The organism is Methylophilus sp. DMC18 (assembly GCF_056314005.1).
Map to the genome: position 1 here is coordinate 476,969 of NZ_JBQUZE010000001.1, position 22,002 is coordinate 498,970.

The 22,002-nt window shown below is 52.7% G+C and carries 21 protein-coding genes; 8 read left to right on the forward strand and 13 right to left on the reverse strand.

The window, feature by feature from the left end; genetic code table 11:
- The first annotated feature begins 60 nt into the window (after positions 1–60).
- The gene (locus tag ACT53G_RS02160) at positions 61–369 is read left to right on the forward strand and encodes a YkgJ family cysteine cluster protein (RefSeq protein ID WP_476155012.1); all 309 of its coding nucleotides are present in this window, start codon (positions 61–63) and stop codon (positions 367–369) included.
- A gap of 98 nt (positions 370–467) precedes the next feature.
- On the opposite strand, the gene ACT53G_RS02165 is transcribed toward ACT53G_RS02160, so the two are convergent.
- Positions 468–1,220, reverse strand: coding sequence for an RNA methyltransferase (locus tag ACT53G_RS02165; protein WP_476155010.1), 753 nt, complete (start codon positions 1,218–1,220; stop codon positions 468–470).
- Between the two features lie 84 nt (positions 1,221–1,304).
- On the opposite strand from ACT53G_RS02165, the gene ACT53G_RS02170 reads away from it, so the two are divergent.
- The 5 genes from ACT53G_RS02170 to ACT53G_RS02190 all read left to right on the forward strand — a co-directional run bounded on the left by ACT53G_RS02170 (position 1,305) and on the right by ACT53G_RS02190 (position 6,641).
- Positions 1,305–2,114 carry an inositol monophosphatase family protein gene (locus ACT53G_RS02170; RefSeq protein ID WP_194747009.1) on the forward strand — a complete coding sequence of 270 codons (810 nt, stop codon included), beginning with the start codon at positions 1,305–1,307 and terminating at the stop codon, positions 2,112–2,114.
- 247 nt (positions 2,115–2,361) lie between these two features.
- On the forward strand, positions 2,362–4,908 hold the full coding sequence (gene mutS, locus ACT53G_RS02175; RefSeq protein ID WP_476168573.1) for a DNA mismatch repair protein MutS: 2,547 nt from the start codon (positions 2,362–2,364) through the stop codon (positions 4,906–4,908).
- 10 nt (positions 4,909–4,918) lie between these two features.
- Entirely contained in the window at positions 4,919–5,518 is a 600-nt protein-coding gene (locus tag ACT53G_RS02180; RefSeq protein WP_476168574.1) for a nitroreductase family protein, read from the forward strand.
- Between the two features lie 94 nt (positions 5,519–5,612).
- The gene (locus ACT53G_RS02185; protein ID WP_476168575.1) at positions 5,613–5,981 is read left to right on the forward strand and encodes a thioredoxin family protein; all 369 of its coding nucleotides are present in this window, start codon (positions 5,613–5,615) and stop codon (positions 5,979–5,981) included.
- A 285-nt stretch (positions 5,982–6,266) separates the two neighbouring features.
- Positions 6,267–6,641 carry a hypothetical protein gene (locus ACT53G_RS02190; protein ID WP_476168576.1) on the forward strand — a complete coding sequence of 125 codons (375 nt, stop codon included), beginning with the start codon at positions 6,267–6,269 and terminating at the stop codon, positions 6,639–6,641.
- A gap of 355 nt (positions 6,642–6,996) precedes the next feature.
- On the opposite strand, the gene ACT53G_RS02195 is transcribed toward ACT53G_RS02190, so the two are convergent.
- A complete protein-coding gene (locus ACT53G_RS02195) occupies positions 6,997–8,022 on the reverse strand; it encodes an IS110 family RNA-guided transposase (RefSeq protein WP_476168577.1) in 1,026 nt (341 codons plus the stop codon).
- A 128-nt stretch (positions 8,023–8,150) separates the two neighbouring features.
- On the opposite strand from ACT53G_RS02195, the gene ACT53G_RS02200 reads away from it, so the two are divergent.
- On the forward strand, positions 8,151–8,756 hold the full coding sequence (locus ACT53G_RS02200; RefSeq protein WP_476168578.1) for an immunity protein Imm33 domain-containing protein: 606 nt from the start codon (positions 8,151–8,153) through the stop codon (positions 8,754–8,756).
- A gap of 233 nt (positions 8,757–8,989) precedes the next feature.
- Here the strand turns inward: ACT53G_RS02200 and ACT53G_RS02205 are convergent, their stop codons facing one another.
- Positions 8,990–9,454, reverse strand: coding sequence for an Lrp/AsnC family transcriptional regulator (locus ACT53G_RS02205; RefSeq protein ID WP_275356819.1), 465 nt, complete (start codon positions 9,452–9,454; stop codon positions 8,990–8,992).
- Positions 9,455–9,616: 162 nt separating this feature from the next.
- Here ACT53G_RS02205 and leuA point away from each other — a divergent pair, with 162 nt between their 5' ends.
- Positions 9,617–11,311, forward strand: a complete 1,695-nt coding sequence (gene leuA / locus ACT53G_RS02210) for a 2-isopropylmalate synthase (RefSeq protein WP_476168579.1) — start codon at positions 9,617–9,619, stop codon at positions 11,309–11,311.
- A 61-nt stretch (positions 11,312–11,372) separates the two neighbouring features.
- On the opposite strand, the gene ACT53G_RS02215 is transcribed toward leuA, so the two are convergent.
- The 10 genes from ACT53G_RS02215 to ACT53G_RS02260 form a co-directional block, all read right to left on the reverse strand.
- Positions 11,373–11,720 carry a hypothetical protein gene (locus ACT53G_RS02215; RefSeq protein WP_379077909.1) on the reverse strand — a complete coding sequence of 116 codons (348 nt, stop codon included), beginning with the start codon at positions 11,718–11,720 and terminating at the stop codon, positions 11,373–11,375.
- Between the two features lie 72 nt (positions 11,721–11,792).
- The gene (locus tag ACT53G_RS02220; protein ID WP_476168580.1) at positions 11,793–12,680 is read right to left on the reverse strand and encodes a peptidoglycan DD-metalloendopeptidase family protein; all 888 of its coding nucleotides are present in this window, start codon (positions 12,678–12,680) and stop codon (positions 11,793–11,795) included.
- Positions 12,677–13,351, reverse strand: a complete 675-nt coding sequence (locus ACT53G_RS02225; RefSeq protein WP_313984214.1) for a protein-L-isoaspartate(D-aspartate) O-methyltransferase — start codon at positions 13,349–13,351, stop codon at positions 12,677–12,679. The genes ACT53G_RS02220 and ACT53G_RS02225 overlap by 4 nt, the downstream gene beginning before the upstream one ends.
- 20 nt (positions 13,352–13,371) lie before the next feature.
- Complete coding sequence (gene surE / locus ACT53G_RS02230; RefSeq protein WP_476168581.1) at positions 13,372–14,121, reverse strand: 5'/3'-nucleotidase SurE; 750 nt, start codon at positions 14,119–14,121, stop codon at positions 13,372–13,374.
- A 96-nt stretch (positions 14,122–14,217) separates the two neighbouring features.
- The gene (locus ACT53G_RS02235) at positions 14,218–14,580 is read right to left on the reverse strand and encodes a DUF2069 domain-containing protein (RefSeq protein WP_194746995.1); all 363 of its coding nucleotides are present in this window, start codon (positions 14,578–14,580) and stop codon (positions 14,218–14,220) included.
- Positions 14,577–15,317 carry a HugZ family pyridoxamine 5'-phosphate oxidase gene (locus ACT53G_RS02240; protein WP_228518645.1) on the reverse strand — a complete coding sequence of 247 codons (741 nt, stop codon included), beginning with the start codon at positions 15,315–15,317 and terminating at the stop codon, positions 14,577–14,579. The genes ACT53G_RS02235 and ACT53G_RS02240 overlap by 4 nt, the downstream gene beginning before the upstream one ends.
- Positions 15,318–15,342: 25 nt before the next feature.
- On the reverse strand, positions 15,343–15,933 hold the full coding sequence (wrbA, locus tag ACT53G_RS02245; RefSeq protein ID WP_476168582.1) for an NAD(P)H:quinone oxidoreductase: 591 nt from the start codon (positions 15,931–15,933) through the stop codon (positions 15,343–15,345).
- The gene (locus ACT53G_RS02250) at positions 15,930–16,751 is read right to left on the reverse strand and encodes an NYN domain-containing protein (protein ID WP_275356811.1); all 822 of its coding nucleotides are present in this window, start codon (positions 16,749–16,751) and stop codon (positions 15,930–15,932) included. Before ACT53G_RS02250 ends, wrbA begins: the two co-directional genes overlap by 4 nt.
- Positions 16,752–16,766: 15 nt before the next feature.
- Complete coding sequence (locus ACT53G_RS02255) at positions 16,767–20,156, reverse strand: translocation/assembly module TamB domain-containing protein (RefSeq protein WP_476168583.1); 3,390 nt, start codon at positions 20,154–20,156, stop codon at positions 16,767–16,769.
- A complete protein-coding gene (locus tag ACT53G_RS02260; RefSeq protein ID WP_476168584.1) occupies positions 20,156–22,000 on the reverse strand; it encodes an autotransporter assembly complex protein TamA in 1,845 nt (614 codons plus the stop codon). The genes ACT53G_RS02255 and ACT53G_RS02260 overlap by 1 nt, the downstream gene beginning before the upstream one ends.
- Positions 22,001–22,002 lie beyond the last annotated feature (2 nt).

The following is a 22,002-nucleotide window of genomic DNA, read 5'->3' on the forward strand; positions in this document are numbered from 1 at the left end:
GTGGCTAAAAAAGGGAAAGCCGTTAAAATAGCGAGCGTGTTTATTAGAAATTCGTGTTGAATGTCAGATCATTGCCAATCCTGTGGCGCCTGCTGTGCCAGTTTCCGCGTCTCGTTTTACTGGGCTGAGACTGACGCGCATCCACTGGGGACGGTGCCGGCCGCCATGACGAAAAAAGTCAATGAGACCTATGTTTGCATGCAGGGCACCGAGATCAAGCCGGTTCGTTGTGTCGCGTTACAAGGGCAGGTCGGGCAGTCAGTCGGGTGCAGTATTTATGCCTTGCGCTCGAGCACCTGCCGCGAGTTTGAAGCAGGCTCGGTCGTTTGCAATGAGGCGCGGGCGAAGATCGGGTTGGCGGCGATTTGACGGCGCATGGGGGAGAAGTATTCACCGCCGATAAACGCAATCGGCGTTTTGCCTGGTTATCTGTGGCTCTGTTTGTCCCTATGGGGTGAACGCAGTCACTAATACTTGCTGTGTTTTTTTGGATTGACCGTGAGCGTCAAAATCCCGCGCAACAGGTTCACCTCCTCTTTTTCTAGCCGGGTACGGCCATACAGGCGGCGCAAGCGCTCAAACAGTTTTTTCGGTGCACGTGGATTGATATAGCCGATATGCTCCAGGACTTCGCGCATATGCTCATAAAAGCGCTCCAGGTCTTCCTGGGTCGCCAGCTCCACCGGTTTCTCCTGGTAATGCAGTTCACCGGTCGTCACGGCCATGCGGGTTTCATAACACATTACCTGCACGGCTTGCGCCAGGTTGAGTGAGGTGTATTCCGGATTGGCCGGAATCGTCGCCAGTACATGGCAGCGGTCCGCTTCGGCGTTGCTGAGTCCGCTCATTTCGGTGCCAAACACCAGCGCGACCTCGCTATGGCTTGCGACAGCTTTGACTTCCTGTGCTGCTTCACGCACGGTCATCACTTGTTGCGACAACGAGCGCTCTTTGCCGCTGACGCCAATCACAAACTGGCAATCAGCCAGCGCTTCTTCCAGGGTTTGTGTGACCACGGCGTGGTCCAGCACGTCGCCTGCATTCACGGCCAGTGACTTGGCTTCGCCATCGGGAAAGTGCTTGGGACGAACCAAATATAGCCGGTTCAGGCCCATGGTTTTCATGGCGCGCGCGGTCGAACCGATATTGCCAGGATGGCTGGTTTGACACAACACGACGCGGATATTGTTAAAAATGGGGGATTCAGAGTTAGAAGACATGCGTATATTTGGTCGTTGTGTTTGTGACACAGCGCTTAAAAAGCTAAAATAGCATTTTATCAGTGTAATCAAGAATCCCACAGCATGCATCCAACCCTGAATGTCGCCATCCGCGCCGCGCGTGAAGCTGGCAAAATCATTAACCGTGCCGCCATGGATATTGGCGCCCTCAAGATCGAGCAGAAAGACACTAACGATTTCGTCAGTGAAGTGGACCGGGGTGCCGAGCAAGCCATTATTGCCGTGCTCAAGGACGCGTATCCCACCCATGGCTTTTATGGGGAAGAGAGCGGTAAATCCAACAGCGAGTCCGATAGCATCTGGATCATTGACCCGCTGGATGGCACCACTAACTTTTTGCATAACTTTCCGGCATATTGCATCTCGATTGCCTTGCAAGAAAAAGGCGTGCTGACGCAAGCCGTCATTTACGACCCTGTTCGTAACGACCTTTTTACCGCCACCAAGGGCAGTGGCGCCTTCCTGAATAACCGCCGTATCCGCGTCACTCAGCGCGCAAAACTGCAAGAAGCCTTGCTCTCTACCGGCTTCCCATTCAAAGATTTTAGCTATCTGGAAACCTACATCAATATTTTCCGCGACATGGCCAAAAAAACCTCTGGCTTGCGCCGCCCTGGTTCGGCTGCGCTCGACCTGGCTTACGTTGCTGCGGGTTACAGTGATGGTTTCTTTGAGATTAATCTCTCCCCCTGGGATATTGCTGCAGGCGCTTTGTTAGTGCAGGAAGCTGGCGGGATCGTCGGCGACTTTGAGGGCAACGAGAGCTGGTTGCGTACCGGCAATATTGTTGCGGCTAATCCTAAGGTATTTAGCCAAATGTTGCAGGTGATTGCACCGCATTTAACCGAGCGGATTAAAACGCCGACTTTGTAATTTTGTATTGCGTTCAGGCATGTCACAAACCCGGAGTTGAATCCGGGTTTGTTTTTTTCTGGCACAACAACCCGCATCAAGGTTGTTCTCCTCGCTTGAAACAATGGCTTTTTTATAGATCTATTGGTCACGGTTGTATTCGTCATGCCGCTGGCCGGACACATGATCATCCTGCATCCTTTTGTTGTAAGATGCCAAGGCTAAACACACTTATTCACTCAACCCATACTCGCACTGATTTATCCGCATGTCCTTCGAAAACCACACCCCCATGATGCGTCAATACCTGACGCTTAAAGCACAGTATCCCGATATGCTGTTGTTCTACCGCATGGGTGACTTTTATGAACTGTTTTTTGAGGATGCAGAAAAGGCAGCCCGTTTGTTGGGGATTACCTTAACTCGCCGCGGTGCCAGCAATGGCGAGCCGATCAAAATGGCAGGCTTGCCTTACCATGCGGCCGAGCAGTATCTGGCCAAGCTGGCAAAAGTGGGCGAGGCAGTGGCTATTTGCGAGCAGGTGGGCGATCCGGCGACCTCAAAAGGGCCGGTGGCGCGCGAAGTGACGCGCATCCTGACGCCGGGCACACTGACGGATGCGGCCTTGCTGGATGAAACCCGCGATAACACTTTGCTCTGCGTAGCCCGGGGCGAGGGTGTATTGGGGTTAGCACGGCTCAATCTGGCCTCAGGCGAGTTTGTCTTGACTGAAATTGCACCAGGACATTTGCCGCAGGAGCTGGAGCGCATCCATCCGGCGGAGCTGGTGATGGCTGAAGATCATAATGCTGAGGTCTTGCAGCATGCACGTTGCGCCAAAAAACGGCTTGCCCCCTGGCAATTTGATCTGGAAACGGCCAGCCGCAGTTTGACCCAGCAATTCAATACGCATGACCTGGCCGGGTTTGGCTGTGGCGAGATGCCCGCGGCCGTGACGGCAGCGGGGGCATTGCTGGAGTATGTGAAACATACGCAGCGCACGGCCTTGCCGCATATTGTCGGCTTGCGTGTCGAGCAGAGCCATCATTACCTGCAACTGGATGCGGCCACCCGGCGCAATCTGGAAATCGATACCACCATACGCGGGGAGGCTTCTCCCACTTTGTATTCGCTGCTGAACTCGACGCAAACCGCCATGGGTGCGCGTTTGTTGCGGCATTGGTTGCATCATCCTTTGCGCAACCAGCAGACCATCCAGCAGCGGCATCTGGCAGTCGCCGAGTTATTTGAACAGTTTTTGGATAGCGCGTTGCAACAAGCCTTGCATCCGGTGGGCGACATTGAGCGCATGACCGCACGTGTGGCGCTCAAGTCGGCCAGGCCACGCGATTTGTCGGGTCTGCGCGATAGCTTGTTGCAGTTGCCGGCGCTGGTCAGCGTCTTGCCGCGGACACAATCCGGCTTGTTGCAGAGCCTGATCGCCGAATTGCAGGTGCCTGCCGAGGCCTTGCAGATATTGGTGCAGGCGATTCAAGCCGAGCCGTCTGCCGTGCTGCGTGAGGGCGGTGTGATTGCGACGGGGTACGATGCCGAGCTCGATGACTTGCGGGCGATTCAGACCGACCACGGCGATTTTCTGTTGCAATTTGAGGCCGCTGAAAAAGCCCGTACTGGCATTACTAACCTCAAGGTTGAATACAACAGCGTGCATGGTTTTTACATTGAAATCAGCCGCTTACAGGCAGAAAGTGCGCCAGCGGAGTATCGTCGCCGCCAGACCTTGAAAAATGTAGAGCGCTTTATCACGCCCGAGTTAAAAGCGTTTGAGGATAAAGTGTTGAGCGCCAATGAGCGCGCGCTGGCACGTGAAAAAATGCTGTATGAACAGGTGTTAGAGGCTTTACTGCCGCACATCGCCCAGTTGCAGCGCATCGCCACTGCCGTGGCGACCTTAGATGTGCTGGCCTGTTTTGCCGAGCGCGCACGGTCGCTCAATTATGTGCAGCCGCAATTCCGTGCTGACACTGGCATAGATATTCAGGGCGGTCGGCATCCGGTGGTCGAGAGTATCGCGCAGCCCTATGTAGCCAACGATGTCGTGCTCAATCCCTATCGGCAGTTATTGCTGATCACCGGCCCCAACATGGGCGGTAAATCCACCTTTATGCGGCAAACGGCCTTGATTGTGTTGCTGGCCTACTGCGGCAGCTTTGTGCCCGCCCAAACTGCGGTCATCGGTGAGATAGACCGTATCTTTACCCGTATCGGCGCCTCAGACGATCTGGCAGGTGGCCGCTCCACGTTTATGGTGGAAATGACGGAGACGGCAAATATCCTGAATAATGCCACCGCAAACAGCCTGGTATTACTGGATGAAATCGGCCGTGGGACCAGTACCTTTGATGGCTTGAGCCTGGCTTGGGCGGTGGCCAAACAACTGCTCGAAAAAAACAAGTCACTGACTCTGTTTGCCACTCATTATTTTGAGCTGACGCGCATTGTCGATGAAGCCAAGCATGCCGCCAACGTCCATCTGGACGCCGTTGAGCATGGTCAGGGCATCGTCTTTTTGCATAAAGTTGAAGAGGGCGCTGCAACCATGAGTTATGGGATACAGGTGGCGCAACTGGCCGGTATTCCCAAATCGGTGGTGCAATTGGCTAAACGCAAATTGCAACAACTCGAAAACCAGACCATTGCAGCGACACCGCAAAACGATTTGTTCGCCAGTGCCGTGCCCCCCGAGGAACCGCCTGCCCATCCGGTGGTCGCAGAATTGGAACGCATACAGCCTGACGACCTGACACCGAAGCAGGCATTAGAGTTACTTTATCAATTGAAAAAACAACTGTGAGGATTTCACCATGCAAAAGCCAGCCATTACCCAGCAGCCCATACACGAACTGATTGCCAACCGTTGGAGTGGCCGCGCCTATGATGCCAGCCAAGGCGTGAGTCAAGAGCAAGTCATCAGCCTGCTAGAAGCAGCCCGCTGGGCGCCTTCCTGCTTTGGCGATCAGCCTTGGCGCTACGTGATTTGCAACAAGGCGGATAACCTGCAAGCCTGGCAAACAGCATTTGACTGCCTGGTGCCTGGCAACCAGAGCTGGGCTGTGAACGCACCGGTGTTGTTACTGATTTGTGCCGATACCCTGTTTAGTCATAACGACAAACCCAACAAATGGGCACCATACGATACCGGCGCTGCTACTGAAAACCTGTGCCTGCAAGCTACCGCACTTGGCCTGATGGCGCACCAGATGGGCGGTTTTGATGCCGACAAAGCCAGAGCGACCTTCAACGTGCCTGAGCGCTACCAGATTCTGGCCATGGTTACCGTCGGCTACCAGGCTGCAGTTGAGAGCCTCACGGGTGAAACCAAAGAGCGTGAAACCGCGGCGCGTAGCCGTAAACCGCTCAATGAGCTGTTTTTTAATGGTCAATGGGACCAAAGCATTGTTTAAACTTTGCGCGTTTGCAGCAAAAGCGGTTAGCGTGCCTGCCATCCTCTGCTAAAATGCTGGCGATAAAAATATAATTGAACGGATTGGAGATCATATGGCAGTCGTTACGCTGACCAAAGCAAATTTTAAAGAAACCATCGAGAATCATCCATTCGTGATTGTCGATTTCTGGGCGCCATGGTGTGATCCCTGTGTGGCCTTTACACCCACCTTTGAGGCCGCGGCAGCAAAAAATCCTGACATCGTGTTTGGCATGGTCAATACCGAAACCGACCCTGAAATTTCTGATTATTTTGAGGTCAAGCAGATTCCAGGCTTACTCGTCATACGTGAACGCGCAGGCATACACGCACAAGTCGGCGAGATTGGTGCACCAGCGCTGGATGAAATTATCAAATGGGCAAGAGACTTTGATATGACACCGGTGCGGGAATATTACAAAGCCGAAGACGCCAAGCAATAATTGGTGCGTTTGCCGGTGATTAAAAAGCCATGCTAAGCATGGCTTTTTGCTTTTCTGCGACGATTAATTTTTATCACTGCTTGTATGTCGCATCACAGGTTGAAAGTTTGCCCCTATCGACTACAATCACAAAAACAGTAACGCTCTGTCTCTATATTAGTAATTTAATAAGGAGACGCATAAACAGTAAAACCAAGTAAAGAGCAATGGATTCCAGCCATGTATATCAAATATCCAATTCTTAATATAGAGACCCATGGGTCTCTATAATTACTGTTAGGTGTCATGAGAGCTGCATTACTCGTATTCTTGCTATTCCCGGCAATCTGCAATGCCGAGGTCATGGATAAAATGCCTTCACTGTTATCAATTTCAATAACCATGATTGTTGGAGTCACTGCATCGTATTTGTCAGCTCGTTTTAACCCCACGCTGTTGTTTATTGTCTTACCGATGTTAGGGCTGCTAACACTTTCTGGGCTATTCGAAATTAATGACCCATACATGGCAGCAGCTATTGCCCAAGAAGCCAGTAGCACTTACATTTTTGTTAGCTGTTTAAGTCCTTTTCTTATTTTAATTTTTACTGGCTTAGGGTTATTTATAAGGTCTCGCCATGTTAAACAAACACCTAACCCATCATTCAAGCGGGACTCCTAACGGCGCCCCTTACTTCAAACTACAAGGGCTTCCACATTTTAAGCAATAGTTATCTGCAATATTTTTGTGTATTTGATTTTTCAGCGCATAAATATCCTTTTGCTGTAGCCAGTGTTAAGCGAGAAGGTGAAGGACTGCGGTACTACAACCGGTCATATTGGGCATGATTGGCCCGGACCCTGATGAAAGACGCGCGCCGGGGCCTCATTCGTTAGTCGGGAATATACGCTCCCCTAGAATTAAACAGGCACACCCGGCGCGGGTCCAACCCGCTACACATCAACGCTGGCAGTTCAGCTGTGATTCAATGTTCAATCGTTATTCAATCTGTTTTTAAACGTCATTCTGTTTTGCCTTAAACAGCCTTTGAATAGAGTTTAAAGTCATCCCCATATTTAAGCGCAGCCCAAACCAGTCTCAGGTTTTTGGCTGCAATGGCAATCGCCGCTTTCCAGTAACCTCTACGTTCCACCAGGCTGCGCACCCAACAGCTGAACCTGTCCTGTTTATCCCCCACACTCACCATCACCGCCCGTGCGCCCATCACCAGCAAGCTGCGCAGATAGGCATCCCCCGCTTTGGTAATCCGGCCTAGCCGGGGTTTGCCTCCACTGCTGTATTGGCCCGGCACCAACCCCACCCAAGCAGCTAACTGTCGGCCACTCTCAAAGTCATGCCCATTGCCCAGACTCGCTACCAAAGCACTGGCGGTGATGTACCCAATACCTGGAATCTGCATCAAACGCAGGCTGCGATCATCCTGTTTTGCGGCACGCTGAATCAAGGCGTCATAGGCGGTAATCCGTTCATCTAACGCATCCGCATGTGTCAGCAAATCCAGCACACAGCATCTAGCCAGGTCAGGCAAGGTATCAAGATGCAAATCAATCTCCCGGCGCAATCGCTCTAACTTCTGCGGCAGCACAACACCAAACTCGGCAATCAGGCCTCGTAAACGGTTGTAACAGGCGGTACGCTCCTCCACAAATCCCTGACGGGTTCTATGGATGGACAATAGTGCTTGCTGATGAGTATCTTTGACTGGCACAAAGCGCATATTGGGTCTGGTAACGGCCTCACAAATGGCGGCGGCATCTGCAGCATCGTTTTTACCGCGCTTGCCAGACATGCGATAAGGCGCAACAAACTTGGGCGCCATGAGCCGCACGATATGTCCATGCTGACTAAACACTCTTGCCCAGTGGTGTGCGCCTGTACAAGCCTCCACACCAATGAGGCAAGGCGGTAAGTTGGCGACAATGGAGAGCAGTTGATCTCGTGCCACGCGTGGCTTAATTAAAACCGCATGACCTTGGTTGTCAACGCCGTGCAAAGCGAATATATTCTTGGCTAAATCAATACCGAGTGTGACAATATTCATGGACTTCCCCTATCAATGGCGTGATGAAGTGTGGAAACTAAATCATTGCAGTTTTAACTGCTTGCGGCTTCCGCCGCAACCTCGGGACGGGGAAGTCCCTTTCATTCGTTAGGTATCAAAGATTAACGATGATAAAAATAAAAAGACCTTTGTTCTCACTTCATTGTGATGAGTCACTTACAGAGCAGGGTGAATGGGCAGCTGATATTGTTACAAACTTTAAAAACCAACCACCTGGTATTGAAGATGGAGTGACTATTCAACTTGGATGGACACTTTTAAAATTCATAAAAATTGATGGTGAATTAATACTTTGTGAACCTGACTACTTTGGCAATCCATTTAAAGACTTCAAACCCGATATTAGTACATCTCTCTGGGCATTAGCCTCTCAAATAGATTTCGTTACAGGTTTAGATTGCCACCCTTATGGGTTTAGGTTCGATGAGAAAGTTATTTTGAAAAAAGGATGTCTCTCAGAAGATAAACTTTATGCTCATCGTCAAAATCCATCTGAAAATGATTCAGGATGGTACATCGGTCCAGCAAATAAAATAAATAATTCACAACCCCTTGATGCAAGTGAACTTGAAGCTATTTATGCTTTTGAATTACTCAAAACTAAGCCTTACATATTAGATGCTTTAGTTTTGCCTATAAATTGGATTGTTGTTTGGGATGATAATCAAGTTACCCATATATTCAATGAGAACAATGAATGCGTTGGCCCATAAATACCTAACCCATCATCAAGCGGGGCTGGCGAAAACAAGCATCTATAAAAACAGTTTTTATAAGTTCGGCTGTGCCATCATCCTCGCCAGCCCCTTATCTCAAACGTTAGCTATCAAAGGCAGAGTAACATGAGCTTTGTAGAGTCTCATTGGGCGAGCGGGTGACCGCTTTGGGGTCCGATGACTTAAGTACTTAATTCATATTTAACTGGTATAGCTCTCCTTTTTATGACTCACTCCACTGGCACTTTCGCCCGAGCCACCACATTTCTCAAGACAAAACTCGTATGCACCCCGGTGACGCCTGCAATCTTGGTGATTTTATGCAGTAGCAGGTGTTGGTAGTCGTCCATGTCTTTTACCACCACTTTCAGCAAGTAGTCAGACTGCTGGCCGGTGATTAGCAGACATTCCAGCACTTCGGGGATTTGTGTAATGCTGCTTTCAAAATTGGCGAAGCGTTCTGGGGTGTGTTGATCCATCGAAATGCCGATGAGCGCCATCAGGCTCAGGCCTAGCTTTTTAGCGTCTACCAGCGCTTGATAGCCGAGGATTAGCCCAGCGTGCTCGAGCGCTTTGACCCGGCGTAGACAGGGGGCAGGGGAGAGGCCGATACGGTCGGCGAGATCCTGGTTGCTGATATGGCCTTCGGTTTGCAGGATGTTTAAAATGGCTTTGTCAAAACGGTCTAGTTTCATGGATATTTCTATTTAATTTTAAATATTGAAATAATATTACAAAAAATTATTTTATATTGAAATATTATTTTTAATTAGTGCCTTTATTGATTGAATTAGCAATTTAATTTTTTGCAAAATCTTTATCATGTGTTGTGTCAAAAACATCTTTTGGAGCACAACATGCAGACACAATCCGCACATAAATATCAGGCTTTTCCTCCCGTTCATCTGCCGGACCGCCAATGGCCGAATGCAGTGATCACGCAACCGCCGATTTGGATGAGTACTGATCTGCGCGATGGTAATCAGTCGCTGTTTGAGCCGATGGATGCGGATAAAAAGCGCCGGATGTTCAAGATGCTGTGCCAGATGGGCTTTAAAGAGATTGAGGTGGCTTTTCCTTCGGCTTCGCAAACCGATTTCAACTTTGTGCGTAGCTTGATTGAAGAAAAGCAGATTCCCGAGGATGTGACGATTGAGGTACTGACGCAGGCACGCGAGCCTCTGATCCGCCGTACGATGGAGTCCGTCCGTGGCGCGCGTCGGGTGATTGTGCATGTGTATAACGCGATTTCGCCAACGTTCAGGGATGTGGTGTTTAATATGACGAAGGCAGAGGTCAAGGCGATGGCCGTGGACGCGGTGCGTCTGGTAAAAGCACTGGCCGCCGAGATGCCTGAGACCGAAGTCGTGATGCAATATAGCCCTGAGACGTTCACGGCGACCGAGCTTGAATTTTCCAAAGAGGTGTGCGACGCAGTCACCGAGGCCTGGGAGGCAACGCCTGACCGCAAGATCATTATCAACCTGCCTGCGACGGTGGAAGTGGCCACGCCGAATGTGTATGCCGACCAGATTGAGTGGATGCATAGACATCTGGCGCATCGCGACAGCGTGATTCTGAGCCTGCATCCACACAATGACCGCGGCACGGCGGTGGCGGCCACCGAACTGGGCATCATGGCCGGAGCGGATCGCGTGGAAGGCTGCCTGTTTGGGCATGGGGAACGCACGGGCAACGTGGATCTGGTGACGGTGGCGCTGAATATGTATTCGCAAGGTGTGCATCCTGGCCTGGATTTTTCTGAGATTGATGCGATTGGCCGGACGGTGGAGGAGTGTACGCAGATTGAGATTCACCCGCGCCACCCTTATGCGGGCGATCTGGTGTTTACTGCGTTTTCTGGATCGCATCAGGATGCGATTAAAAAGGGATTCGCGGCAAGACAGTCGCAGCCCGCCGATGCGCCCTGGAATATGCCTTACCTGCCGATAGACCCCAAGGATGTGGGTCGCAATTATGATTCGATTATTCGGGTGAATAGCCAGTCAGGCAAAGGTGGCGTGGCTTATCTGCTTGAGAGTCATTATGGGGTGGTGATGCCCAGACGCATGCAGGTCGAATTTTCTGCCGTGGTGCAGCAATATACCGACCAACACGGCAGCGAGGTGGGGCCTGAGACCCTGTGGCAGCTGTTTAATGCTCACTATGTGTCTGCGGTGATGCCTATGCATATGCAGGACTATCAGCTGGAAAGTCATGCCCAGGGCCAGGCGATCCGCATGCATATGGCAGTCAATGGCGTGCCCGCCATCGCCAGTGGGCAGGGCAACGGGCCGGTGGATGCGGCGATTCATGCCCTGCAACATATGGGCATTGAGGTACAGGTGCGCAGTTTTGAAGAGCGTTCGCTAGGGGCCAGCCCGTCTGCTGGTGAGGCGATGGCCTGCGCGTTTGTCGAGGTCGCGTGTCAGGGCAAGGTGTGTTACGGTGTGGGGATGGATACCAATATCGTCACTGCTTCGATCAAGGCCATTTTTAGTGGTATGAACCGTTGCCATGTGCAGGCCGGCAGCCTGCGTAAAACGGCTTGATCTGGTTGGGCCTTAATCTGGTTGGATTTTGATCTGGTTAGACTGGGGCGCTAGCAGGCGTCTACCAATGACCTGTGGTTAGCAGTTGGTAGATAAAATAAGCGCCTAACAGCATCATGACATAAACAGGAAAGTCACTGGCTGAGCGGCGCTGCTGGTTACTGAGATGGCTGATATAGCGGTGAAACACAAACAGGGCCAGCAGGGTGACGACCGCTAGCACCATATTCATCGGACTGGCCATCAGCCATTGCAACCAGTCAGTCGGGCGCGACTCACTGCTGAATAGATGGACTGCGATCCCGACCAGGCCGCAAAGCACCAGTCCTAGCGTTAGCACTGCCTGCAGGATTTTCCATCCGCTGTCTGGCCGGATATCGCGGTTTTTGCTGTAACGGTTGGGGTCCATACCAGCTCCTTTGCTGAGTGCACCTGCATGGTTTAACCTGCCAGCGGACGACGCACGTCGACCGGGCACGGCTTAATGGCTGCTGGCGGTGGCCGGCGTACTCGGTAAATACGTCGCCGGGTCTACCGGTTTGCCTTTTTGCCGGATTTCAAAATGCAGCACAGGCAGTTTGTTATTGGCCGGGGCGGGCAGGGTGGCGAGTTTTTCACCTTGGGTCACAAACACGCCCTCTTTGACCAGCGAGTTGCCCTGGTGCGCATAGACAGAGAGCAGGTTGCTGTTGTGTTTGACGATAATCAGCTTGCCATAGCCACGCACATCCATGCCGCTATAAATCACTTTCCCCGCGCCTGCGGCATTGACCGCCTGACCAGCGCTCCCCGTGATGTTCAAGCCTTTATTGGTTTGTACGTCAAACCCGGCACTCACTTTGCCTGCCAGCGGCCACTGCCATTGAATGTCGCCGTCGGTGATGGCTTCGAGGTCTAAGGGGGCTGCAGACTTTTCGCCCTCTGTGGTGGCCTGCAGCGCTGGTGCGGTATTGGCCGTGCTTGCAGCCTCTGGGGTCGCATTCATGTCTGGTCTGCTGATCGCCGAGGTGACTACTTCAGCATCATCCGCGCCTGCAGGATCGGTGGCTTTATTGTTTGTTGCGCTGGTGCCGCTTTTTGCGGTCAGGTTGAGGACCTGGCCGACATGAATCTCATACGGCGCTTGCAGCTGGTTGAACTCGGCCAGCTTTATGAACGGGATGCCAAATTTGCGGCCGATACTGTAGAGCGTATCGCCTTTTTGTACCAGGTACTGATTTGCCCCCACGCTGACCGGCGCAGCCGGTTTGCTCTCTGGCGCAGGTGACACGCTGGTGACCACCGGTGCGCGCGGCATGGGAGAGTTGAGGGCACAGGCAGCAAGTGTACAGGTGGTTCCGCACGCGGTCAGCAAGGTGCGTAGATTCATGATAAAGCAGTGCCTCCTAGCAATGGGACAAACTTCACGGATTCCAGCGCGGTTTGCTGAATTCCCTGGGCGGTGCGTTCAATTAAATGCAGTACCTGGTCGGTAGTGCCGACCGGGATGACCATGCGACCACCGACGGCTAATTGTTCGACCAGCTCAGGCGGCACATGGCTGGCCGCCGCGGTGACCATAATGGCATCAAACGGGCCATAATCCTTGAGGCCCAGGCTGCCATCGGCGTGGTCCAGTTTGACATTGGTACATTTCAAGGTGCGCAGATGGTTTCTGGCTTTCATCACCAGCGGCCGGATGCGTTCCAGTGAGTAGACTTCGGTGCTCACGCGCGACAACACGGCGGTCTGGTAGCCGCAGCCCGTGCCAATCTCAAGCACTTTGTTCAATGGTTTGCCATTGCGCAGAATTTGCGTCATTTTGGCCACGATATATGGCTGCGAAATGGTCTGACCGTAACCAATCGGCAATGAAACGTCTTCATAGGCGCGGATAGACAGCGCTTCATCGACGAAGATATGGCGAGGAATCTCTGCCATGGCCGCTATGACCACTTCATCCTGGATGCCTTGCTCACGCAGGCGCGTCAACATGCGCTCGCGTGTCCGCGAAGAGGTCATTCCGATACCGGTTTTGTGTGATGTTCTTGGAATCGCCATGTCACTGAATTCTTGATGACTTATTGCTTGCTTTGCAGCCATTGCTGCAGGGTGGCAATTTGAGAGTGTTTGGTTAAATCTACCTGTATGGGTGAAATGGAGACATAGCCTTCGGCCACGGCGTGAAAGTCAGTCCCTTCACCGCCGTCATTCGGCTGGCCCGCGGCACCTACCCAGTAAACGGTTTCGCCTCTGGGGGTTTGCAGTTGAATGACGGGTTCGGCCTTGTGACGTTTGCCCAGTCGCGTGATTTTTTTACCTTTGATTTCTTCAAATGGTACATCTGGCACATTGATGTTTAACAAGGTTGGCTCGGTAAACTCGCTGTGGTTGTATTGCTGGACCAGGTCCACCACGATCTTGGCCGCCGTTTCAAAGTGCAGTGCCTGATGTTGTGACATCGAAATGGCAAAAGAAGGAATGCCCAGCAAATACCCCTCAGTCGCTGCAGCTACGGTGCCAGAGTAAATGGTATCGTCGCCCATATTGGCGCCATCATTGATACCACTGATCACCATGTCCGGCATTTCCTGCATGAGGCCAGTCAGGGCAATATGCACGCAGTCGGTGGGGGTGCCATTGACATAAAAAAAGCCATTGGCGGCTTGTTTGACACTTAAAGGTCTGTCCAGGGTAAGTGAGTTGCTGGCACCACTGCGGTTACGCTCGGGCGCGACCACGGTGATTTCGGCTATTTTGCTTAAATGCGCGGCCAGGACATTGAGGCCGGGCGCAAGATAGCCATCGTCATTAGATAACAGGATTTTCATGCCCGATATTATATAAGGTTTACCGAGCTTGTCAGCGTGGATTCAACAAAGAATTTACAGCAAAAATGGCCAATCCAGGCGGTGAGGCAATGTTGGTCAGGCGGCCTGATAGCGGCTACCGCTAAATTTGGCATAGGTGACGACGCTGGCAAAAAACAATGCGCTGAAGATGACCTCTGCCAGCGCCAGCCAATGGCTGAGCCCCGTTTCTGACCATGTCCGCACCACGCCCTCGGTAAAGTAAAACAGAATCAGCATGCCTGACCATTGGTAGGTATAACGCTTGCCACGCAAAATGCCGAATAACGGGCCCAACAGCGGCAAGACTTTTAAAAACAGCAAGCTGCCACCCGCCCGCAAGGGCGCCCATAAAATCTCCCACCCCAGACACAATACAATCAGCGCAATCAAGCTGACGCTGGCGACCCAGCGACTGACCATCAACCAGCGCGCGATCATGCTTTGCACGCTTGAGACAAGGCTACCAAGGCTTTGCGCGCATCCATGGCGTTCAATACCGGCTGCTCAAAGGCAAACCGCAATAACCCTTGTGTTTCTTCACCCTGATGATATTGCACATCAAACCCTTCAGCATCCAGGCCTATCATTTCTGCATGGTCGGCGGTGATGTCATGAACATGCTTGCAATACTGCAGCAGGCTATCCTTGTGGTCCTCGTTCATATGGGCGACGATGCCCGCTTCTTGCGCGGCGAGCATGCTCTCGCCCAGCCCTTCGTTGAGCGCCGAGCCTTCAAACCAGCCCATGCGGCCAAAGCCGGCAATGTAGCGCACATGCTCCACCTGAATGCGGTAAAAATGAAAGTCATGCATATCAAAGTAGCTGGCTGCCTGTGGCAAATAGCGCAGGTAGCGGGCGCGCAAATCGGCATCCTGCTTGTCGCAAGGCATGGCTTCACCCATCAATGTCAGGCGCGCGTTGGCTTGCAAGTCTTCAGCCCCGGAAAACACCAGTAAAGAGACTTTGGCGTTTTCGAGAATATTTTTTGTATGTTCGGCAATCGTGCTGATCAGAACCACGGGCTCTGCCTGCTGGTTGCAGACAAACGGTGCCACCGAGCCAAAGGGAAAGCCGGGATACTTCATCGAATGCGTCGACAAAATGGCATGACGGGTTGAAAACAAGAATTGACGGGCTTCACGAGCCAATGATTTCGGGATGGGTGCATCAGACATACTTAAAATTCCCTAAAAAAAACGATTATTGCAATTTGAGCGCGGTGTGGGCCAGACGTTTGCCCAAGGCCAGACATAATTTCTTCTCATCGTCAGACAAGGGCTGATCATCCATCGCGCCGCCGATATGACTGGCACCATACGGGGTGCCACCGGTTTTAGTTGTCCCCAATTGCGGCTCGGAATATGGCAAGCCCATCAATAGCATGCCATGGTGCAGCAGCGGGATCATCATGGTCATCAAAGTCATTTCATTGCCGCCGTGCATGGAGCCACTGGAGGTGAACACGGCCGCCGGTTTGCCAATCAGCGCGCCTTTGAGCCAGAGCCCGGAGGTGCCATCGAGAAAATATTTCATTGGGGCAGCCATATTGCCAAACCGTGTTGGGCTGCCTAGTGCCAGTCCGGCACATTCTTCGAGATCTTGCAGTGTGGCATAGGGTGCACCACTGCTTGGGATCTCGGGCTCGGTGGCCTCACAGTTGGCCGAGATTTTGGGCACTGTGCGCAGACGTGCCTGAGCACCGGGCACACTCTCTACACCGCGTGCAATCTGTTGTGCCAGCTCGCGCACGGCACCGCCTTGAGAGTAATAAAGAATCAGAATTTCTGTCATTTTTTTCGTTTGTCTTTAACGTGCTGCTTTTTGTGATCCAGCTCAAACAGCCCGATGGATTGAATCAACTCGCTAAATTTAGCATATCCATAGTTTCTGGAGTCAAACGCAGAATAGTTTTTAATCATATGTTTTTTGACCTCACTGAGGTTGGCAAAGCCGTCATCTTCCGAAAGCGCTTCTATGGCGGATCGCGTCAGGGACACCAGCTTGGCATCCATGGCCAGTTGTTGTGAGGTTTTTTTGACGGTGGGGCTTAGCAACAACGGTTCAGCGATTGCCGTTGCTTGCTTGCTCAGCGTATCTGGTTTGTCCGCAGTGCTCTTGTCCATGACCGCGGCTGATTCATCGGTATCGGCTTTTTTGTCTTGGGAAAGAATCTCGATAAACACAAAGCGGTTACAGGCGGCACGCAATGATTCGGGCGTTTTGGCCTCACCAAAGCCATATACCGATTTGCCTGACTCACGGAAGCGGATCGCCAGCCTGGTAAAGTCACTGTCACTCGACACGATGCAGACGCCATCCAGCGGTGCGGTATACAGTAAATCCATTGCATCAATAATAAGGGCGCTGTCTGTGGCGTTTTTACCCTTGGTGTTGGCATATTGCTGCATGGGCTGGATGGCATGCTTGGGCAGCACTTCTTTCCAGCGGCTTAGTTGGTGTTGCGTCCAGTCACCATAAATGCGGCGGATGCTGGCATCACCAAACTTGGAAATTTCTTCAAACAGCGCATCAATGATGGGGATGACGTTAAACGTGTTGTCCGCATCAATCAGCACCGCTAATCTCGGGTTGGGTTTATCTGTATGCATGCGTCAGTCAGTCGTCTAGTCAAAACTAAAACCATAAAACACATCCAGTGCATTCTCTGAACCTGTCCTGGTTTCAATGGAAATGCGCTTGGTGAGTTGGTAGGTCAGTTTACCAACATTTAACAGGCCGACAATGCTTTTTTCATAGCCGACCACCAGATTGCGGTTAATGCGTTTGCCGACGCTGACGGCATAATTGGTCGGGCCACTGCCGCGGACATCGATGCTGTCCAGCCCCACGGCTTGCGCCAACCGGGTTTGTAACGAGACCGAGTCGCCTTGCGACAGCAGGGCGCCCGCCGCGACAGACAGCAGGGCGAGGTCGCTGCTGCCGACTTGTGACATGGGTTGGCCCAGCACCAGTAGCGCGACTTTGTTTTCATTGCTGGTTTCCGGTGTGGAGACCAGTTTCAGGCGCGGCGTTTGCAGGCTGCCATTAATCTGAATCCCAACCTTGGTAGTGTCCACTTGCCGGGTCGCCAGCACATCGAGACCGATATTGGGCAGTTTGCCACTAAAAATCAGCCGTCCGGTTTCAATATTCAGCGATTGGCCGTAGGCGAGATAGGTGCCGGTAAGGTCCAGTGTGCCGGTGGCGCTGAGTGCATCCAGCAGGCCGTTGAGTTGCAGCTTGCCACTCAAGGCGGCATTCAGGCCCTGCCCCCTGAGCATGAACTGTTCTGATTCCTTAAACGGAAGCACGGTAGGTTTATCGCCAAAATCCAGCGCAAATGATTGAAGCAATAGTTTGGAGGCTGTCTCCGTTCGAGCTTGCGGGGATTCAATCACGACATCCTCATCCAGCGTGGGTTTGTCCGCCTTGGGCAGTTCAAACAAGCCTTTATGAATTTTGAGATTACCACTGATCGTCGTTTGCTGGCTATTCATACTGAGCTTGGTCTGGCCACTTAATTGCACCCAGCGGTCTACCCGTGACAGCGCCTGTAGCTTGTCTAGCTGCAAGGCGGCATTGAGCTGCCAGTCTTCCTGATTAAACTGAAACACGCCACTGCCATTCAGTTCACCACTTTTGCCGGCAAAGTGCAATTGCTGGAGGCGTATCTGGTCTGTGGCAAGCGTGGCATTGAGCGTGCCTTGCTCCAGCCACAGGCCTTGAGACGGCACTTGTAACGATAATGCGCTGCCCTGCATGCTGCCTTGCAGGCTAGGTTGTGCAATGGTGCCATGAGCTGCCGCTTGAATATTGAGTTGCCCGCCCACTTGTGTGTCTGGCAGCAGTTTATTGAGCCAGTTTAATTGCGGCAGATGTGCTTTGAGCATGGCCTGCAACGGCGCGGTTTTCTTGATCACCAGCCCCTCGGCGGTGGGGGTGACTTCTGTCGCCGCAGAAAATTGCAGGTCAATCGCCCGTTGCGCGTCACCGTTGGATTGCAGCGTGGCTTGTAGCTGCATGCCGTCGTTGTTGGCTTGCCAGTCTGCCTGCAATATTTGTATGCCTAGCGCTTGCCAGGCGTTGGCGGTGGTATCGAATATCTGCCAATCACCGTCAGACCGCTCCAGATGCAAGGATCCGTTCAGGTGCTGGTCCATGGCCAGTGACCATTGACCTGATAACCGCAGTGCGTCGGCGGGCAGTGCCTCCGCAGAGCCCTGGCCAAGCCAGCCAAGCAGCGCTTGCACTGGAAAGTGGTCTAGCGCGCCTTGTGTATGCAATGCAACGGCTTGTCCTGGCGCCTGCGTGCGCGCATTGGCCGCCTGGGGCGGGCGATAGTGGAGTGCTGTTATCTGCAATTGCCCGCCGGATTTGGCCTTTAGAATAAAGTCTCTGAGCTGAAAGCCCTGCTCAGGCTGCCAGGCCAGGGCTGCCGGTTTTTCAAGCTGAAACACTTTACCCGCCTGATCTTGCAATTGGGTGAGGGAGGCTTGCCAGCCCGGGTCTTGCAAGCCGCTGTCCTGCCAATGGCCATTGAGCGCCAGCAGCAAGTTTCTTTGTCGTTGCGCATCGCTGTCAGTGACAGTGAGGGTGAGTTGGTGTTGGTCCAGGTTGCCCTTCAGTCTGAGTTCGGCATCAATAGGTGGGCTGTCCATGCCACGCGCATCTTGCTGCGACAGGCCTTGTAACTGAATCTGGTTGTCCAGCGTGGCCTGTGATTGATTGGAAAAGTGCCCGTCGACTTGCAGACCCGCCAGGGATAAACCTTTTGGCAGCTGCAATTTCGCGCCAGACAGATGATACGAGGTCGAAAAACTGCCCTCGCCTTGGGTAATGTCGCCTTGGCCTTGCAGCTTGCCGCTAAAGCCCGGCATCAACTGTGCCAGCGAGGCCAGATTGGCTTGCCAGATCAAGCGAGTTTGTTGCGTTGACCATGGATTGGCCTGGCTGAGTGGCTGGGTTTGGATGCTGAATGTATTCTGGTCCAGCTGCGCTTTTAGGTCCAGCAGGCTTAATACACTGCCACGCAATTGCGCTTGCCCTTTGAGGATGAGCGGCTGTTGTTGCAAACGGCTATTGCCTGCATCCACGGTGATGTTGACCAGCCCTTGTTCGGTTAGGCTGCCATCGGCAACGATATTCAAATCCATGGCTCCGCCTAGCTGGGGATGCAGGTGTTTGGCTTGAAACTGTTGCAAGTGAAACGCGAGATGGCTTTGGCGCTGGTCGTCCAGGCCGATGGAGGCCTGCAACTGCACTGTATCCAGTATTTTCTGGTGCTTATTGATAGGATTTTTATTAATAGCATCTTTGGTCGATGGCTCTGGGCCGGACATTTCAACCGGAATCAGCGCGAATGGCCGTGCCTCCGGTTGGTAATGATGATTAGCCGTCATTTCCAGTCGCGTCAAATTACCAGCCAGCGTCATGCGCAAATGATAGGGCAGGTCACCTTGCGGTTGCTGCAGGTCCAGCCAGCCGCTTAAATTGAATGGCGCTGCATTCTGCATCTTAAAGTGGCTGCTGAGGTTGCCCCAGGGGCTGTGTGCCTGGCTGATATTAAATTGCAGGGCGGTATTGTCTGCATCCAGATCAAACTGGAGATGCGAAACCTGCGTGATGCTCTGGCCTTGAATAATGGTCAATTGTTCAATCTGTCCCAGATGCAGATAGAACGGCAAGGGGATGTGAATATGGGCAGGCAGGGGCGGCTGGGGCTGCGAGGTTGTCGGTGCTAGTGCATTTGCCGGTTTGTAACGCAATGTGACCTGCTTGGCAGAAAACTGTGAGACGGTGAGTTTGCCCTGGGGCGTGACCGTCAGTTGCATATGCGAGTCTATGCCTGTCACGCTCAGTGTCGCATTCCCCAAATCGGTTTCAAACGAGGTCAGGCTGGTGAGCACCAGAATATTGGCGGCCCACACGATTTGCGGCGTGATGATGAGCGACAGGCAAAGCAGCAGCGCTATAAATTGTTTGAATAGTGACGACAGGTAGCGCAGGCGTGACATTAGAAATTCACTCCCAGATTAAAATGCAGGCGGTATTCGCCGGTCTCCTGACCACGGGCAATATCCACCCCGACCGGGCCAATCGGGCTACGCCAGCGGGCCCCGAGGCCATAGCCCAGTGCTGGTTCGTAGTCTTTCCAGCTGTTGGCCGCATTGCCGAAATCGACAAACACGGCGGCGCCCCAAGAGGTGGTGAGCCATTGTACGATTTCACTGCTGCCCGTGAGCAGCACGCGGCCGCCTACAATGGCGTCTGCCTCTTTCACGCCTAAAGACTGGAAAGCATAGCCGCGCACCGACTGGTCGCCACCGGCGCGGAACAAATAAGTCGCTGGCACCCTGCCAGAGCCAGTAATACTGCCCACTTCAATGCGGCCCAGCCACTGGGTAGACTCCGTCAACGGGTAAAACGCCTGTAACCTGGCCTGCGATTGCAAAAAACGACCATCTGACAGTTTGTCTAATGGGGCCAGCTGGAATTGTGTATTGAAAATCCAGCCTTTAGTGGGTGCCAGCGCATTGTTGAGTCTGCGCATATTAAAGCCATAGGCGACGGTTGCTGCTTTATTAAACTGAGAATTTTCGCCGTCTACGGTCAAAAACTCATACAACAGGTTGGCGCCGACAAATTGTTCTATGCTTGTCGGCTGCCCCCAATAGCGGCGCACCCCATTTTGGATGGCGGTGGTGACCTGGCCTTCTACGGCGGTACGGATCAGGTTGTTTTGAATGCTGTCGCGATAGCCCTGCTCATCCGTCAGAAAGGTAATGTTGGAGGTCACAGCCTGTAAGCGTTGTTCAAGCCTTACGCTACTGTCCCACAATAGTCCGCGGTCAAACAGGTTGCGGTTGGTGTAATTGAATACTACTCTGGCCCCGGTATTGGTACTGGCGCCGGTGCCGATACGCATGGAATATTGCTCGAGTTCGGTGACCGTCACCGTGATGTCGGCAGACCGGTCCGGGTTGAGTTGATCGGTTTTGGCAATGACGTCGACCGCTCTAAATTTGCCCGTGCTCATAAAACTGTTCTGTAAAGTGAGCAGATCCTCCTGGCGGTAGGGCGCCCCGGTTTTGAGTGTAATCAGCGGTCTGATCAGGGATTCCGGGTAATGTTGCAAGCCCTGGATGAGCACGTGCCCCACCTTGACTGCCGGGCCAGAGTCTACCGCGACTTCGATCATGACAGCCTGGGTTGCCGGATCGACCAGGGCTTGCGAGCGCGTCAGTTTTGCGTTGGGAAATTGATCCCTTAACAAAGCGGCAAGGATATCGCGCTTGGCGCTGGTCCAAGCTGCTTGTGTAAAAATGCTGTTCACCGGTAAGGGCCAGCTTTTTTGCGCGGCCTCGAGTGTAGCCTGGTAGACAGGCTGTTGCACTTCCCCAGAGATGCTGACGTTGACCTGCTTGACGGTGGCTGGTGGCGGCAACATGAGGTGGAATTCGGCTTGTGTCGCGTCTGGTCGGCGTAGGGTGGTTTGGGTCTTAAAGTAGCCTTCAGTGGCGAGCAAGTCGCTGATTTCCTGTGGGGTTTTCTGGATCAGCCGCTGCCACTCGCTCGCATTCATGCGCGGGTTGGACATCGCCTCATGAATGCTCAAGTGTTTTTGCAGCAACTCACGCAGCTTGGACTGCTGCGCCGGTAACGGATTGCCGCTGATAAAAAAACGCGTGCGGTAGCGATTGTCGGTTTGCACCTCAAACCATAAGGGTTCTTCGGCAATCGCTGGCAAAGCCGATAACAGCGGGAGAAGAAAAAAAACGTATTTGATCAAGCCGCGCAAGCGGTTTTTCAGCAGGCACAGAGGGGTAATGAAGCAGAGCTGTATGAAACGGTGAAGCAAGG

Excerpts from the sequence above, each read along its gene's own strand:
- ACT53G_RS02240 (WP_228518645.1), bottom strand. The coding sequence starts at position 15,317 with ATGTCTGATGCACCCATCCCGAAATCATTGGCTCGTGAAGCCCGTCAA.
- ACT53G_RS02180 (WP_476168574.1), top strand. The coding sequence starts at position 4,919 with ATGCAAAAGCCAGCCATTACCCAGCAGCCCATACACGAACTGATTGCC.
- wrbA (WP_476168582.1), bottom strand. The coding sequence starts at position 15,933 with ATGACAGAAATTCTGATTCTTTATTACTCTCAAGGCGGTGCCGTGCGC.
- ACT53G_RS02255 (WP_476168583.1), bottom strand. The coding sequence starts at position 20,156 with ATGTCACGCCTGCGCTACCTGTCGTCACTATTCAAACAATTTATAGCG.
- ACT53G_RS02185 (WP_476168575.1), top strand. The coding sequence starts at position 5,613 with ATGGCAGTCGTTACGCTGACCAAAGCAAATTTTAAAGAAACCATCGAG.
- ACT53G_RS02195 (WP_476168577.1), bottom strand. The coding sequence starts at position 8,022 with ATGAATATTGTCACACTCGGTATTGATTTAGCCAAGAATATATTCGCT.
- ACT53G_RS02160 (WP_476155012.1), top strand. The coding sequence starts at position 61 with ATGTCAGATCATTGCCAATCCTGTGGCGCCTGCTGTGCCAGTTTCCGC.
- ACT53G_RS02205 (WP_275356819.1), bottom strand. The coding sequence starts at position 9,454 with ATGAAACTAGACCGTTTTGACAAAGCCATTTTAAACATCCTGCAAACC.
- ACT53G_RS02220 (WP_476168580.1), bottom strand. The coding sequence starts at position 12,680 with ATGAATCTACGCACCTTGCTGACCGCGTGCGGAACCACCTGTACACTT.
- ACT53G_RS02170 (WP_194747009.1), top strand. The coding sequence starts at position 1,305 with ATGCATCCAACCCTGAATGTCGCCATCCGCGCCGCGCGTGAAGCTGGC.
- ACT53G_RS02225 (WP_313984214.1), bottom strand. The coding sequence starts at position 13,351 with ATGGCGATTCCAAGAACATCACACAAAACCGGTATCGGAATGACCTCT.
- ACT53G_RS02250 (WP_275356811.1), bottom strand. The coding sequence starts at position 16,751 with ATGCATACAGATAAACCCAACCCGAGATTAGCGGTGCTGATTGATGCG.
- surE (WP_476168581.1), bottom strand. The coding sequence starts at position 14,121 with ATGAAAATCCTGTTATCTAATGACGATGGCTATCTTGCGCCCGGCCTC.
- leuA (WP_476168579.1), top strand. The coding sequence starts at position 9,617 with ATGCAGACACAATCCGCACATAAATATCAGGCTTTTCCTCCCGTTCAT.
- ACT53G_RS02215 (WP_379077909.1), bottom strand. The coding sequence starts at position 11,720 with ATGGACCCCAACCGTTACAGCAAAAACCGCGATATCCGGCCAGACAGC.
- ACT53G_RS02190 (WP_476168576.1), top strand. The coding sequence starts at position 6,267 with ATGAGAGCTGCATTACTCGTATTCTTGCTATTCCCGGCAATCTGCAAT.
- mutS (WP_476168573.1), top strand. The coding sequence starts at position 2,362 with ATGTCCTTCGAAAACCACACCCCCATGATGCGTCAATACCTGACGCTT.
- ACT53G_RS02200 (WP_476168578.1), top strand. The coding sequence starts at position 8,151 with ATGATAAAAATAAAAAGACCTTTGTTCTCACTTCATTGTGATGAGTCA.
- ACT53G_RS02165 (WP_476155010.1), bottom strand. The coding sequence starts at position 1,220 with ATGTCTTCTAACTCTGAATCCCCCATTTTTAACAATATCCGCGTCGTG.
- ACT53G_RS02235 (WP_194746995.1), bottom strand. The coding sequence starts at position 14,580 with ATGATCGCGCGCTGGTTGATGGTCAGTCGCTGGGTCGCCAGCGTCAGC.